The organism is Azonexus sp. (assembly GCF_030824335.1).
GTDB lineage: Bacteria > Pseudomonadota > Gammaproteobacteria > Burkholderiales > Rhodocyclaceae > Azonexus.
Genome location: NZ_JAVBXX010000018.1, coordinates 52,312 through 67,537, shown reverse-complemented (window position 1 = coordinate 67,537; position 15,226 = coordinate 52,312). Strand labels below are relative to the sequence as shown.

General features: G+C 58.0%; 12 protein-coding genes. 8 read left to right on the top strand and 4 right to left on the bottom strand.

The features are described 5' to 3' along the window. The first annotated feature begins 152 nt into the window (after window positions 1-152). The 7 genes from RCI20_RS12070 (at window position 153) to RCI20_RS12040 (ending at window position 6,864) form a co-directional block, all read left to right on the top strand. Entirely contained in the window at window positions 153-755 is a 603-nt protein-coding gene (locus RCI20_RS12070; protein WP_306605839.1) for a chemotaxis protein CheD, read from the top strand. Continuing rightward, on the top strand, window positions 755-1,564 hold the full coding sequence (locus tag RCI20_RS12065; protein ID WP_306605837.1) for a protein-glutamate O-methyltransferase CheR: 810 nt from the start codon (window positions 755-757) through the stop codon (window positions 1,562-1,564). The genes RCI20_RS12070 and RCI20_RS12065 overlap by 1 nt, the downstream gene beginning before the upstream one ends. A 6-nt stretch (window positions 1,565-1,570) precedes the next feature. Next, on the top strand, window positions 1,571-2,662 hold the full coding sequence (locus RCI20_RS12060) for a chemotaxis response regulator protein-glutamate methylesterase (protein ID WP_306605835.1): 1,092 nt from the start codon (window positions 1,571-1,573) through the stop codon (window positions 2,660-2,662). Window positions 2,663-2,790: 128 nt separating this feature from the next. Continuing rightward, entirely contained in the window at window positions 2,791-3,912 is a 1,122-nt protein-coding gene (locus RCI20_RS12055; RefSeq protein WP_306605833.1) for a glycosyltransferase family 4 protein, read from the top strand. Continuing rightward, on the top strand, window positions 3,909-4,733 hold the full coding sequence (rfaP, locus tag RCI20_RS12050; protein WP_306605831.1) for a lipopolysaccharide core heptose(I) kinase RfaP: 825 nt from the start codon (window positions 3,909-3,911) through the stop codon (window positions 4,731-4,733). Before RCI20_RS12055 ends, rfaP begins: the two co-directional genes overlap by 4 nt. After that, a complete protein-coding gene (locus RCI20_RS12045) occupies window positions 4,730-5,497 on the top strand; it encodes a lipopolysaccharide kinase InaA family protein (protein WP_306605829.1) in 768 nt (255 codons plus the stop codon). The genes rfaP and RCI20_RS12045 overlap by 4 nt, the downstream gene beginning before the upstream one ends. Next, on the top strand, window positions 5,494-6,864 hold the full coding sequence (locus RCI20_RS12040) for a lipopolysaccharide kinase InaA family protein (protein WP_306605827.1): 1,371 nt from the start codon (window positions 5,494-5,496) through the stop codon (window positions 6,862-6,864). The genes RCI20_RS12045 and RCI20_RS12040 overlap by 4 nt, the downstream gene beginning before the upstream one ends. A gap of 69 nt (window positions 6,865-6,933) precedes the next feature. On the opposite strand, the gene msbA is transcribed toward RCI20_RS12040, so the two are convergent. Then, complete coding sequence (gene msbA / locus RCI20_RS12035) at window positions 6,934-8,739, bottom strand: lipid A export permease/ATP-binding protein MsbA (RefSeq protein ID WP_306605825.1); 1,806 nt, start codon at window positions 8,737-8,739, stop codon at window positions 6,934-6,936. Window positions 8,740-8,891: 152 nt separating this feature from the next. Between msbA and RCI20_RS12030 the strand changes: the two genes are divergently transcribed. After that, window positions 8,892-11,114, top strand: coding sequence for a lipopolysaccharide kinase InaA family protein (locus tag RCI20_RS12030; protein WP_306605823.1), 2,223 nt, complete (start codon window positions 8,892-8,894; stop codon window positions 11,112-11,114). A 69-nt stretch (window positions 11,115-11,183) separates the two neighbouring features. Here RCI20_RS12030 and RCI20_RS12025 read toward each other — a convergent pair whose 3' ends face one another. Genes RCI20_RS12025 through RCI20_RS12015 form a run of 3 tightly spaced genes read right to left on the bottom strand, consistent with a single transcriptional unit; the run spans window position 11,184 to window position 15,224 of the window. Beyond that, window positions 11,184-13,187, bottom strand: coding sequence for an acyltransferase family protein (locus tag RCI20_RS12025; protein ID WP_306605821.1), 2,004 nt, complete (start codon window positions 13,185-13,187; stop codon window positions 11,184-11,186). 37 nt (window positions 13,188-13,224) lie between these two features. Beyond that, window positions 13,225-13,824 (bottom strand): toluene tolerance protein, encoded by a 600-nt coding sequence (locus tag RCI20_RS12020; protein WP_306605819.1) that lies wholly within the window; start codon window positions 13,822-13,824, stop codon window positions 13,225-13,227. Then, window positions 13,821-15,224 (bottom strand): PIG-L deacetylase family protein, encoded by a 1,404-nt coding sequence (locus tag RCI20_RS12015; protein WP_306605817.1) that lies wholly within the window; start codon window positions 15,222-15,224, stop codon window positions 13,821-13,823. The genes RCI20_RS12020 and RCI20_RS12015 overlap by 4 nt, the downstream gene beginning before the upstream one ends. Window positions 15,225-15,226 lie beyond the last annotated feature (2 nt).

The following is a 15,226-nucleotide window of genomic DNA, read 5'->3' as shown; positions in this document are numbered from 1 at the left end:
GCGATGGGCCAGTTGAACAAGGCGACGCAGCAGAACGCCTCGGCCTCCGAGGAACTCGCCGCGACGGCGGAAGAGCTGGGCGGTCAGGCCGGTCAGTTGCAGCAGTTGATGGAGTTTTTTGTGGTCGAGCAGCAAGGCCGATACGGAGTGCGATGACCGATTACGCAAGTCTTTCAACACGTGATATCGAACGTTTGTCACGCAATATCAAACCCGGTGAGTGGGCGGTGGAAAACGATCGCCCGATCTCGACCTTGCTGGGTTCCTGCGTGGCCGTTTGTTTGTACGATGCCGCCCTGAAAATTGCTGGCATGAACCATTTCATGCTGCCGCAAATGAAAAAGGGCGCGCATGCCGATGAAGATGTGTTGCTGGCTGGCGATGCGTGCATGGAAGCCCTGCTTAACAGCATGTTGCAGCGCGGTGCGGCCAAGCATCGGATAAAAGCCAAGGCTTTTGGTGGTGGTGCAGTGATTGATACCACGGCGCCCGGTTTGATGGCCATTGGCAAGCGCAATGCCGATTTTGCCCATGAGTGGCTGGATCGTGAAGGGATCCCGATCATCGCCTCCGACTTTCTCGGGCCGTGGTCGCGCAAAATATTGCTGGTACCTGCGACTGGCGACGCCTATTGCAAGCGGGTGACATCCAGCCTGATCAGTCAGGAGTCGCTGCGGCGTGAAGAGCTGGCTTACTCGGCCTCCTTGCTTAACAAGCCGGCAACGGCGACAGAAAAGAAAATTGAGCTGTTCTGATGAGCCAGTCTGCAATCACCGATCAAGAGTTTGCGCTGTTTCAGCGCTTGATATACAAAATAGCCGGCATCAACCTGTCCGACGCAAAAAAAGTCCTGCTGGTCGGACGTTTGCAAAAGCGCTTGCGGCATCACATGCTGGATAGCTTTTCCGAGTATTACCGGATGTTATCTGCCGGCAAACATCCCGAAGAGCTGCAGATCATGGTCGATTTGCTGACGACGAATGAAACCTATTTTTTCCGTGAGCCGAAGCACTTTGATTTTGTCCGTGATGAGGTTTTGCCGAAGCGACGGGCAGGTGGCACTTTTCGCGTCTGGAGTGCGGCAAGTTCGACGGGTGAGGAGGCCTATACACTGGCCATGTTGCTTTCCGAGAACTTGTCCGGTTCCGCATGGGAAATTGTCGGTTCCGACATCAGCACCCAAGTGCTTGAAAAGGCGCGGCGCGGTCATTACCCGATGGAGCGCAACGAGGGCATTCCGCCCGCTTTTCTGACAAAATATTGTCGCAAGGGTGTGCGCAGTCAGGCCGGGACCTTTTTGATTTCTTCCGAGTTGCGCAGTCGCGTCAGTTTTCATCACATCAATCTGACGCTGCCGGTCGAGGCGGATATCGGCAAGTTCGATGTGATTTTTCTGCGCAACGTGATGATTTACTTCGATATGGAAACCAAGCGCAAGGTCGTCGGCAATTTGTTGCCGCGTCTGCATCCGGGAGGCTATTTCATCATCGGCCACTCGGAAACCCTGAACGGAATTTCGGACGGATTGCATCAAGTCAGGCCGACCATCTACCAAAAAGACTAAAGCAATATGGCAGATAAAATCAAAGTCATGATCGTGGACGATTCGGCGCTGGTACGCCAGGTCGTTTCCCAGGCGCTGGCCAAAGAGCCGGGTATTGAAGTGATCGCGACCGCCTCGGATCCCGTTTTTGCGATTGAAAAGCTGCGGGCGGCCTGGCCGGACGTGTTGATCGTCGATATCGAAATGCCGCGGATGGATGGCATTTCCTTCCTGCGCAAGATCATGACCGAGCGGCCTACGCCAGTCATCATTTGTTCTTCGCTGGCAGAAAGTGGTGCGCAGGCAACTTTCGATGCCATGTCGGCCGGTGCGGTCACCATCATTACCAAGCCCAAGGCTGGTTTGAAATCGTTTCTGGAAGACTCTTCCAACGACATCGTGCAGGCTGTGCGGGCAGCGGCGAAAGCCAATCTGCGCGCTTTGCCGCGGGGCGGGAGTTCTGCGGTCAACGCGCTGAATCGCCCGAAATTGACGGCTGACGTCATGTTGGCGCCGGGCGGGCCGACAGCGATGGCCAGAACGACCGATCAATTGATCGCGATCGGTACTTCGACCGGCGGTACGCAGGCGCTGGAGGCTGTGCTGACCCGTTTGCCGGCAACCTGCCTGGGTATCGTGATCGTCCAGCACATGCCGGAAAAATTCACTGCGATGTTTGCCGAGCGCCTGAACAGTATTTGCGATCTCGAGGTGCGCGAAGCGCGCAATGGCGACCGGGTCATTCCGGGGCGCGCCTTGATTGCACCGGGTGGCCGCCACATGTTGTTGAAACGCAGCGGTGCCCAATACCAGGTCGAGGTGGTCGATGGCCCGCTGGTCAATCGCCACAAACCTTCGGTCGATGTGCTCTTCCGTTCGGTGGCGAAGTTTGCCGGGGCCAACGCGCTTGGCATCATCATGACCGGTATGGGGGACGATGGCGCACGCGGCATGAAGGAAATGAAGGATGCCGGCGCTAAAACCATCGCGCAGGACGAAGCCAGTTGCGTGGTCTTCGGGATGCCCAAGGAAGCGATCAAGCTGGGTTGTGTGGATCAGACCATGCCGCTGGACAAGATCCCCGAGGCCATGATGGCTTATACGCGTTCTGCCGGTTGATTGCGGCACAGGCTTTTTGCCGGATAACTGGCTGGGCCGGATTGGCGAATTTGAATTGGCGGGGCGGTGAATCGGTGTGCCTGGTCAAATCGCCGCTAAAATCTCGCCTTTGAAAATCCGGCTCGTCCATGCAACTCGCCTTCTGCCTTTACAAGTACTTTCCCTTCGGTGGCCTGCAGCGCGATTTCATGCGCATTGCGCTGGCCTGTCAGGCGCGGGGCCACGCTGTTCGGGTGTACACCCTGTCCTGGGCGGGCGAAGTGCCGGCAGGTTTCGAGGTGGTTCTGGTGCCGGTCAAGGCGCTGACCAACGCCCGGCGCTATGAAAAATTCACGGCTTGGGTCGCGCGCGACATGCAGAGCCGGCCGGTCGACCGGGTGATCGGTTTCAACAAGATGCCGGGGCTGGATGTCTATTTCGCAGCCGATCCCTGCTACGAAGAAAAGGCGCAGACCCTGCGCAATCCGCTGTATCGCTGGTCGGGCCGTTACCGGCATTTCTCGGCTTACGAACGGGCGGTGTTCTCGGCGCAGGGCAAGACCGACATCCTGATGATTTCCCAGGTACAGCAGCCGTTTTTCGAAAAGCATTACGCAACGCCGGCCGAGCGCTTTCATCTGTTGCCGCCGGGTATTGCGCAGGATCGCCGGGCTCCGCCGAATGCAGCAGCGATTCGTGCCGAATTCCGCGCTGAATTCGCGCTGGCTGACGACGATTTGTTGCTGCTGCAAGTTGGCTCCGGTTTCAAGACCAAGGGACTCGACCGTTCCTTGCTGGCACTGGCGCATTTGCCGGATGAACTGCGCCGGCGTACCCGCCTGATTGCCATCGGCCAGGATGAGCCGACGCATTTCCAGCGCATGGCGCGCTCGCTTGGTTTGGCTGAGCAGGTCAGCATCCTGCAGGGGCGCAGCGACATTCCGCGTTTCCTGCTTGGCGCCGATCTGCTGGTGCACCCCGCCTACAACGAAAACACCGGCACCGTGCTGCTCGAGGCGCTGGTCGCCGGCTTGCCTGTACTGGCTTCAGCGGTTTGCGGCTACGCCCATTACATCGAAGAAGCCGAGGGCGGACGGGTGATCCCGGAACCTTTCGAGCAGCCGAAAATGGATCAAATGTTGCAAGAAATGCTGGTTGACCGCAAACAACGTCAGCTTTGGCAGGAAAACGCGCTGTGCTGGGCCGAAACCGCCGATATTTACAGCAATGCCGAGCGTGCCGCCGACATCATCCTGGGGGAGCGGCGGTGACTCGGCACGATCTGTTCATTGACGCACCGTTTGCCGACCTGTGGGCCGGGCAGGACCCGTTTGTTGCGGTCGACGCCTTGCCGGGGCAGGTTTTCCGCGAACTCGAAGGGCGTCGTACCTTGCGCACGGAAGTGCAGGGGCGCGGTTATTTCGTCAAGATTCATCGCGGTATCGGTTGGGGCGAGATCGTCAAGAATCTGTTTTCACTGCGCTTGCCGGTGCTGGGCGCGCGCAACGAATGGCAGGCGATCCAGCGGCTGAAGACGCTCGGGGTCGATACCATGCACGCAGTGGCCTACGGGCGGCGCGGCTGGAACCCGGCGGCAGAGCACTCCTTCATCGTGACCGAGGAACTGGCGCCAACGATCAGTCTGGAGGATTACTGTCGCGATTGGCCCAGCCAGCCGCCAGCCTTCGCCATGAAACAGGCGCTGATTCGCCGGGTGGCCGAGATGGCCGGGCGTATGCATCGCGGTGGCGTCAATCATCGTGATTTCTACATCTGCCATTTCCTGCTCCATCTCGATCCGGCGCCGCAGCCTTCGGCGCTGAAGTTGTCGGTGATCGATCTGCACCGGGCGCAATGCCGTGCGGCAACGCCCCGTCGCTGGCGCGACAAGGATCTGGCCTCACTGTATTTTTCGGCACTGGAAATCGGGCTGACCCAGCGGGATTTTCTGCGTTTCCTGCGGCTTTATTTCCAGCGTTCGCTGCGCGACATTTTCCAGGCCGAGCGTCCCCTGCTCGATCATCTGGCGGCAGAAAGCCGCCGTCTGCAGGCGCGCTATGTGCGGAAATTCGCCGATACGGAGGGCGCGTGAGCGACTGGTTTTTCAACCCCGAGTACGCCGGGAGCGCGGCGGCGCAGCGTTTTGCCTCGCTTGATGCGGTATTTGCCGCCGAGGGGGAATTGATCGCCAGCGATCCGCAATCCCGGGTCTTGCGCATGCAGGTCGGCGACCGCCGCTATTACGTCAAACGTTACCTGGAAGGCGGGCGCAGTCTGGCGCGCCGCTGGTTCGGCCTGCGCGACCTGTTCGGGCCGCAGCGCGTGCGCAAGGAATGGGAGAATCTGCTGGCTTTCCGTGCCTGGGGAATTCCCACGGCGACGCTGGTCGCCTACGGGCAGGAGCGCCGTTACGGACGTTTTGTTCGTGGCGCGCTGATTACCGAAGAAATTCCGCAGACGGTCGATATGGCCAACATGGCTTTGCAGGGCGACAGTCGCCTGCGCAACCGGCGCTGGGTTGCCCATGTCGCCCGGCAACTGGCGGTTTACGCCCGCACCATGCATCAGGCCGGGTTTGCCCACAACGATTTCAAATGGCGCAATGTCTTGGTCGAGGCGGGCGAATACCCGACGGTTTACCTGATCGATTGCCCGACCGGCAGCTATTGGTGGCAACCGTTTCTCGACTACCGGATCATCAAGGATCTGGCTTGTCTCGATAAAGTGGCCAAATACCAGCTGTCGCGCACGCAAAGACTGCGTTTTTACCTGGATTACGCGCAACAAACGCGGCTTACTGCGGTCGACAAGCGAAAAATCCGGAAAATCCTCCGCTTTTTCGCGGGGCGCGAATGATGTTGCCGTTGCTGAGTGCTGCGCAACTTGCCGAGGCTGGCTGGAATCCACCCGCCCCGTTCGCGCTGGCCTTGCCCGATGGCGGGCGGATCGAATTTTGTCGCGTCTTGCGCTGGCTGCCAGGGCAACGTGTATCCGGCGAAGCGCGCTGGGGCGGCAAAGCCGTGTTTGCCAAGCTGTTCATCGGCGAGCGTGCAGCGCGCCATGCGGCTCGCGAGCAACAAGGTATTCAGGCGCTGCAGACGCAGGGTTTGCCTACGCCGGCATGTCTGACGACCTTGAGCCTTCCGGGCCTGGGCCTGTTGCTGCTGAGTGAATTCCTGCCCGATGCGCAAACACTGGAATCGAGCCTGGCAGATGTCCAGTCGCTGCTCCCGGCATTTGCACTGCTCGGTCGTTTGCACGCTGCCGGTCTGGTGCATGACGATCTGCATCCGGGCAACTTCCTGCGTCAGGGTGATCGGCTGTGGCTGATCGACGGCGATGGCATTCGTCCGACGGCCGCTGCAGCGCAGCATCTGGCCAACCTGGCGCTGCTGCTGTCGCAATTGCCGCTGGCGCTCGAGGTGCATTGGGACAGCCTGCTGCAAGCTTATGGTTTGCCGGTGGCGTCAAATGTCTTGCCGCAGTTGGTGGATGATTGGCGGCAACGGCGCTTGCAGCGTTTTCTCGAAAAAACGGTCAGAAATTGCACGAAATTTGCGGTCGACCGCAATAAATCACGATTTTCTGTCGTTTTGCGCACTGCTCAGGAGGCGCTCGGCGGTTTGCTGGCCGATCCGGATGCTTTGCTGGCACAAGGCCGGTTTTTCAAGGATGGCGGTACTTGTTCGGTTGCTGCACTGGACGTCGGGGAAATTCCGACCGTCGTCAAACGCTACAACCTGAGAAACTGGCGCCATGCCTTGTCGCGCGCCTGGCGTCCGAGCCGGGCCTGGCATTCATGGCGCGAGGCGCACCGGTTGGCGTTTTACGGCATTGCCACGCCGACGCCGCTGCTCATGATCGAAGAGCGCTGCGGGCCCTTGCGCGGGCGTGCTTTCCTGGTGACCGGGTTTTGTCCGGGGCCTAGTCTGTTCGAGGTGCTTTCTGCCGAACAGGTGCCCGCAGCCGACCTGGCAACGGCGCTGACAAGACTGTTTGCCGACCTCTACCGGCTGCGCATTACGCACGGCGATCTGAAAGCACACAATCTGCTCTGGCACGATGGGCAGGTTGTGCTGATCGACCTGGATGGCACAACTCAGCATCGTTCGTCCGGCAGCTTCCGGCGCGCCTGGCGGCGTGACCGGATGCGCTTCCTGCGCAACTGGCCGGCCGGCTCGGTATTGCACGACTGGCTTGAAGCCAGGCTGCCGCCGGCCTAAGTCGGCGCAGATTCAGACCGGAGCGTTCGGGCTGCAGTTGGTGCAGCCCGAACGCTCCGTGGCGGTGCATCAAGCCTCAACAGTCAGGGTCGGGTGTTCGCTGAACTGCATGGCATGCAGGCGGGCGTATTGCCCATTGCGGGCCAGCAATTCGGCATGGCTTCCCCGTTCCACGATGCGCCCCTGGTCCATGACCAGGATCAGGTCGGCCCGTTCGATGGTCGACAGGCGGTGCGCGATGACGATGGTCGTCCGATTTGCCGTCGCACTTTCCAGTGCCGCCTGGATGTGCCGTTCGGATTCGGTATCCAGCGCCGAAGTCGCCTCGTCGAGAATCAGCAGCGGGGCATTTTTCAGGATGGCGCGGGCAATGGCCAGACGCTGGCGCTGGCCGCCGGAGAGCAGCACGCCGTTTTCACCAACCAGCGTTTCGTAAGCTTGCGGCAAGCGGTCAATGAATTCGCTGGCGTAAGCGGCGTGGGCCGCCTGTTCGACCTGTTCGCGCGGTAGCCCGGCCAGGTCGCCATAGGCGATATTGTTGGCGATGGTGTCGTTGAACAGCGAAACCTGCTGGGTGACCAGCGCGATATGCCGACGCAGGTTGCGTAGCGTGTACTGCTCGATCTCCATGCCATCGAGCAGAATCTGTCCGTCGGTGTGATGATAGAAACGCGGGATCAGGTTGGCCAGTGTCGATTTGCCACTGCCCGAACGGCCGACCAGCGCGACCATCTGCCCCGGTTCAGCGGTAAAGCAGATGTCGTTCAGTACCTTGTCCGCACAGCCCGGATAGGAGAAGTTGAGATTGCGCACTTCCAGTTTTCCGGTGACCTGAAGCCGTTCCTGCTGCCCGGCATTTTGCTCGGGTGTTTCATCGAGCTGGCTGAAAATGCTCTCGGCACCAGCCAGACCTTTCTGCACGGTGGCGCTGACTTCGGATAGTTGGCGGATCGGCTTGGGCAGCATGCCGGCAGCCGTGATGTACGACACGAGATCGCCGGCCGAGGCATCACCGCGCAGGAACAGCACGAGGAAAAGAATGACGGCCATGGTCGAGAAGGTGACGAACTGCAGCGCCGGGGTAAATGTTGCGCCAGTCTTCACCATGCGCAATTGCTTGGCCGTGTTGTCGTCGCTGGCATGCTTGAACCGGGCGGATTCGTAGTCTTCACCGCCAAAACTGCGGACCACGCGGTAGCCCTGGATGGTTTCCGATGCAATATGCGTCAGATCGCCCATGGCGGCCTGGATTTTCCGGCTCTGCTTGCGGAACCGTCGGCTGGCACTACGCACCATCAGATTGATCACGGGCAAGATGGCCAGCATCACCAGGGTCAGTTTCCAGTTCATCCAGAGCAGGTAGGAGAACAGGAAAACAACGGTCAACCCTTCACGAATGACCACCTTGATCGCATCCGTCGCGGCACCGGTCACCATGGTGACGTTGTAGGTGATGCGTGAAATCAGGTGGCCGGAGTTGTTCTGGTCGAAATAGGTATTGGGCAGGCGCAGCAGGCTGTCGAACAGGGTGCAGCGCAGGTTATGGATCAGCCCGAGGGAGACCTTTGCCAGGTAGTAATTGCCTAGAAACGAGCCGAAACCCTGCCAGGTAATGATGAGGATCAGCAGGATGGGCACGCCATACATCAATTGGATGCTGCCAATCAGCGGGAACTCATGCAGGTTCACTCCGGCAGGGGCGGTCAGTCCATCGACGAAATACTTCAGCACGACCGCCATCATCGGCTGCGACGAAGCAAAAATCATGTAGCCGACGAGGCTGATGGCAAACAGTCCGATGAACGGACGCAGATAGCCGAGCAGGCGAAAGTAGATTTTCAGTGAAGAAACGGGAGGAGAGCCAGCAGACTGCATTGAGTGCTTCTTTCTACTACGGAGGATCGTGCATGAATGGGGACGGAGTTTAACATGGCACTTTTTCCATGCCAGCGAGCCGCACAGGCAGTAAACTTGCGGACTTTTCCGGCAGCTTGTACTTGCCGACAGACTATTGCCAAGGTTTCGGGATGAATCAGGTCTCCAGGGTCAGAAAGCCCATCGTGCATTTCGCGCTATCGTTGCTGGGCTACGTGTTGCGGGGCGGTTTCTCGTGGCCGGGCGGGCACTTGCCACCGCACGGGCACGTGGTTTCGCGCACCATGGCCGGGGTTGGCGTGGCGGCCTCAGCCGACGCGGCGGCCGATGACTGGATGATTGCGTGTTTGCACAATGCCGGTATCCGGAACGTTCGGGTCGACTTTACTTATGGTGATGATCAGGGGCCGTGCGGGCGTCTGTTGGAACGTTTACTGGCCGCAGATTTTCAGGTGATGTTGCATCTGGTGCAGCCCTTCGAGTTCGCCCGGAAAATGGAATCCGGGGAAGCCGCGGATGGCTGGCAGGCTTTTGTGGCAGCGACCCTGGCGCGCTATGGTTCGCGGGTGCAAATGGTCGAGGTCGGTTCGACGATCAATCGCAAGCGTTGGGCCGGTTATTCGCTGCCCGGTTTCCTGAGCATGTGGGAAATTGCCTGGCGCGAGGTTCGCGCCCGTGGGCTGGTGCTGGCCGGGCCGAGTGTTACCGATTTCGAACCGCCATGGAGTGTGGGGATTCTTGCGCTGTTGCGGCGTCAGGGAATGTTGCCAGACATCCATACCGACAACCTGTTTTCCGAGCGTTGTACCGAACCCGAGCGTTTCGATCACAAGATATTCGGTCGCCGTCTGGCCTCGCTGGCCAAGGTCAACCTGATCAAGAAGGCCCGCCTGTTACAGCGTATCGGTCAGGATTTCGATCTTCCCCGCTTGTTTTCTCCGGCGGCCTTCTGGACCTTGCCGCGTATCGAGCGCATGTTGCCGGACAGCGAGGAAAAACAGGCCGATTACCTGACGCGTTACATGGTGCTTTGTGCCGCCTCCGGTGCGCTGGAGGGCGCCTGGTGGGGGCCGCTGGTCTGCCATCGCGAAGGCTTGGTCGATGATGCTGTGCCGGGTTATCCGGTGCTGGAGCGGATAACCCATTACGCCGCCGTGACCGGCAAGCTCGGGGATTTTCGCATTCGCCCCGCACTCCATGCCTTGAGCGCGTTCAATCGACTGATCCCGGGGGCGACCTATGAGGGGCGCTTGAACTGCGGGCAGGGGTTGGAGGTTCATGCATTCAGGTCGGCCGGGCAACTGGTTCATGTGGCGTGGACGATCAATGGCCGGGCAACTGCGCTGGCCGATGTGTATTCGGCTGATGACTGTCGGGCGGCGTCTTTCCTGTCGCGCGATGGGGAACCCCTGGATGGGCAGCCGACCTTGCTTTGTGAGGCGCCCGTTTTCATCATCTGGCCAGCCGACTGCGTGGTTCACATCAACCCGCAGGCATCGCTTGCAGCCGGTCTGGTCGTGCATCGCCATGCGCCCAAGCGTAAACATTTCTTTTTTCGCGATGAAAAATGGCAAGGTGTCGTCTCGGCCGAAAACCTTGCCGATGCTTCCTTGCTTTGGCGTGAAATTCATCCGGAACGCCTCGCACCGCAATCCAGAGAAGCCTTGCTACGGCATGCCAGAAATGCCATCTGGACGATCGTCGACCCGAGAAATGGCATCGATCGGCTGGTCGTCAAGCAGCCGGTCAAAATGCATATTCACAAGCGCTTCCTTGACCGTTTCAAACCATCGAAAGCCTTGCGCAGCTGGAGTGGTACAAGCGAACTGCTGCGCCGGGGCGTTAGTGCGGCGGCCCCGGTGGCGTATTTTGAACGTATCGGCGATGTCAGCCTATGCCAGAACTTCTATGTGTCGGAACACCTTGCCACCGAATTTTCGGCGCGTGATCTGGTCGCGGCGCTCAATGATGGCGGAACGGAGTTTCTTGGTGTGGGCAAGGCCGAGGCTTATCAGCAACTGGCCGGTTTCCTGCTGTTGATGCACGGCAAGGGGATCTGTTTCCGCGATCTTTCCGGCGGGAATATCCTGATCAAGCCCCCTGCAGCAGACGGGAAACTGTCATTTTCCCTGATCGATACCGGACGCCTGCGCGCTCTCAATCATCCTTTGCCACTCGCCGGCCGCTTGTCCGATCTGGTGCGGATCTGCAACAAGATGGACCCGCCTGGTCGGGCGCAGTTTCTTGAAATTTACCTGTCCGGGATCGGCCACAAATTAACTTGGTCCGACAGGATTCCATTTTGGGTTTACGACTGGAAAGTCGTCCTGAAACGCCGGATCGGACGCAAGGCGATCAAACGCTTGATGCGTTGACGCATTTCACGGCGTCAGAAATTCCGCAGTAATGGTTGGCTGGTTACGGATTTTCGGCCGAAAGGGTTTCTACTTGTCCAGCCCGGCAGGGAGCATGCGTTTGGCCAACCATATTGATCCGCCAAGCGACAAGTGATCGTCGTCTCTGTACAGTAATTGAGCATCCCGGCGTCCCCAGCAGTTCTTGGTGTCGCACATGATGGGTACCGGGTCGATCACTTCAATATTCGGAAATCGACTCAGGATCGTTTCAAGCACCGGCCGGTATTCATTGTTGCGATTTTCCGTCACTGTACGACGGATGCTGCATTCTGGACGAGGCAAGCGGTTTATGAGTGTGCTTGGATTCCAGGCAATGCATTCCCTGATGTTGAAGTTCAGTTCAGGAACCGCATGCATGAACACGACTTTTTTGCCGGCGGAGGTAAGTCGCTTCAGCGTCTCATCCAAGCCTCGGGAAAACACCGTTTGGCGGTCTGGCTGATCTTTGCCGGGAATGTCGGCCAGAAACAGCTTTCCATTTTCAGCATCGCTGACTTGCGTGTTCAGATCTCGTCCCGTGACATAGACCATCCACCGTCCACCAAGAAAAACTGTGTGAATTTCCGGGGTGTTGATGGCGAATTCAATTGCTCTTTCGGTAAATCGCTGGCAATTGGCCAGTTTGCCTTCAGTAAAGAAATCGACACCGTACAGCGGGCCGCACGAAGACTTTGCAAGTTGCATCAAGTTGATGTCGCGCTCTTTCAGCACTTCGCTCAATCCCCAGTAATAGTGGTTGGCGTGGCTGTCACCAATAATGATTGCGTCCGGCTTCCGGTTTGGCTGTGAAATCAGACAGTCCTCCCCATCCTCGGGGCTTATCAGGGGATTGCAAGTGTCGGACTTTCTGCGTTTGTCGCCCCATTGCAGCGCTGCAACTTCGGCATCGGAAAGGGCTCTTTTAAATCGAAAACTTAAACCGTCGCGAATGTATATGTTGGTGGCAGCGGTGGCAACCAGGAGGGTCGCGATCAATATCAGGATGATTGACCAAACTCCTCTGGACTGGCGCGATGGTTTTTCGATCATCCAGTAACTCATGGATGCCAGGAGCAGTGCAATGAACAGGGTGATCGCAATGGCCTGATTCGAGGCAGACTCTCCTTGCAGGGTGCGAAGGAATGACAGTAGCGGCCAATGCCACAGGTAGAGCGGAAAACTGATCAGTCCTGCGGCCACCATTGGGCGTGTAGCGAGCAGCTTTTGGTTGATCAGTGAGTTTTCCCCGGCGGCAATAATGAAAACGGCGCCCATGCTTGGGAGCAACGCCCACCATCCGGGGAAAAGAGAGTTCTTGTCGATCAAGGCAAGCGCAGTAAAAATCAGACCAAGGCCGGCGATACCAAGCGCGTTGGCCCGTTTTTTATCAAGGAGGGCCGGTTTGGTGTGTTGTTTTAGTGCCAGAGCAGCGCCCAAGATGATTTCCCAAGCACGTGTCGGCAACAGAAAATAACTGCTACTTGGGTCGGTGTGAATGGAAACGATATTGCTGATGAAAGATCCGGCTCCCAGGATGCCCAGTGCCAGCCAGAGATTTTTCCTTGTCTTCCAGACGGCAAAAACGACCGCTGGCCAGAGGATGTAAAACTGTTCTTCAACGCCGAGCGACCATAAATGGAGGAGTGCCTTGGTGTGGGCTGCGTTATCGAAATATCCCGACTCACTCCAGAAAATCATGTTGGCAACAAAGCCCAGTCCACCCAAGGCGTGTTTCGCCAACTGTTCGTATTCATCGGGGAGCAATATCCACCAGCCGGCAATCAGGCTGGCAAACAGCACGGCAAGCAGCGGCGGGAATATGCGCCGAACCCTTCGCCCATAAAAGTCGCTAAACGAAAATTCTCCCTGGCTTAACGATTTGAAAATGATCGATGAGATCAAGTAGCCAGAGATGACAAAAAAGATATCGACGCCAACAAACCCACCGGGAAAGGCCGAGGGATACGCATGAAATATGACCACCGCAGCAACGGCGATTGCACGCAGGCCGTCAATGTCCGGGCGATAGTTAAGATGCTGGGCTGTCGTCATTTTCTGTTGGCTTCTGGCCGAAATTTTGTTGTTTTTTTTAGCGCACCATCAATATCGATGCTGCGTCAATCCATGCAGTTTCGCCAGGTTCCGATTTGACCAGCATGCGGTCGACGTTCCTTTTGCGCAGATATTTGCTCAATGATTTTCGGTGAGCTTTCATGTCTGAAAGATCGATCAGGCCGAACTTGCCATCCGGCAGCTCGACGATATTGCCCAGATGCAGTGACCGGAAGTAAATACCTTCATCGAACAGGAATTGGGCAAAGCGGCATATTTTGCTGCGCATGTTTTCCAGGTCAGGGGGGCTTGGGTTCTCCCGGAATTTTTGCCGCAAGGTGATGCCGGGGACTGGTGCGTAATGCACGACATCGCGGCTGATTTCCGGAATCCGGTACAAGGCAATGACCTGCGGCGCGGGAATGCCCTTGCGCAACAGTATTTCCGCGTTATCGGCAAAGCGTTGTGCATATGGATAAAAAATATTGGACGAAATCAATCGCTTGCGGCGAAACAGCTTGAGGATGCTGTCATCGGCGAGGCGGAGGACTTTTTCCCCATGCCCATCGGCCTCGAGAATTTCCGGTGTGCCGCGCAAGGCTTGATATTGCGCCAGGCTCATTGTTTGAAAGGTCATTGGGATGTCAGCTTGCGAATATGAAACAGTTCAGTGGAACGAACGGCTTTCCGGAAAAATTCACTGTCCCCTGTTTGGGGCCATGTCCGTCCGGCCAGCCAGTATTGCAGGTGGCGGCGCAGTCGTTTTTTCCAGGGCAGCGGGGTTTGCAGGTCGTGCTGCATGGCCAGTGCCATCGCCTTGTCGCGCTGAACTTCCGGCGGGATAGGGAAACTCCAGAATGTTGCGGTCGACGTGCTGTCAAAAGACGGGGGCAGGCCGATTCCTTCGCCGGCCGGACCCATCGGCCAGCGGTCATTGTCATGCAGGTGATTGGCATAGCAGAGCAGGGCCATCGGCCGGTGGCTGGATTGCTCAAGTGCGGCGTCGAGTGCTTGCGTTGCGGCTTGGTGATCGGGGTGTGGATCGATCCGGGGATGCGGGGTGACCACCACTTCCGGCTGAAATGTTTCGAGCAGCGTTACAAGATCGCTGACCAGGTTTTTCCATGTCGGCGCACCATCGAGATCGGAAGGCAAGGCTCGCTGATTCCACAGGCGTGCTTCGCGGGTATCCGAGTGCCCGGTCAGTTTTGACCCATGCGATTGTTCCGGATTGTCATGCATGGCTTTCAACTGCATGCAGTAATACCCGAGTTGTACGCAATTGGCTTGGGGGACATTGCCCCAGAGCGGGATCGCCATGCTGTCCCAGGTGCGCAAGCGACCTTTCAGGATGCCGGCCTGTGTCTTGTCGAGACCATGCCTTTCATAATCTTCGGCTTCGATCTCGCCTTGCGTCAGCGTGACGATCATGGCTTCGGGGGCTTGCCGATACAGGCCGAAGGCAGCAAGTTCTGCATCGTCGGCGTGCGGGGCAATGATCAGCACACGTTTTTCGGCATAAGGTGGATTGTTGAATGCGTGCAGCCGTGGATTCCCGATGATTCGGCAGTGCCGGGTTTCGAGCGGCAAGCCGGCGGACAGCGAATGTTCGCCACGGGGACTCAGACTGACAAAACGCCGGCCATCGACGCCGTGTTCAAAGTCGAAACGTTCGCCGCTGATTTTCAGGTAAGGGTCGATGAAGTGACTGAGCCAGCTACCCTTGACATGAAATTCGATGATCCAGGTGTCTGCGTCGCCAACCTCAGGTTCGTGGGCTAGCAGTTTGCCCTGGCATATCGCCAGCTCAGTTTCTCTGGCGGCGTCAAAATGGTAGTCGTAGTTACTCTTGGCGCGATAGAAAAGGTGGTCGGAAAACCAGGCTTCATGAGCCATCCAGGCGGCAAGCGGCAGCGCCAGGATCAGCCACCAGGAAACGAGGGCGCCCAGCATCAATGTGGCAAGCAGCAGGCAGCCGAGCAGTACGCGTTTTTTCCGCCGGTGTTGTTTGAGGAGTTGCTGTTTCTCTTGTTTCATCC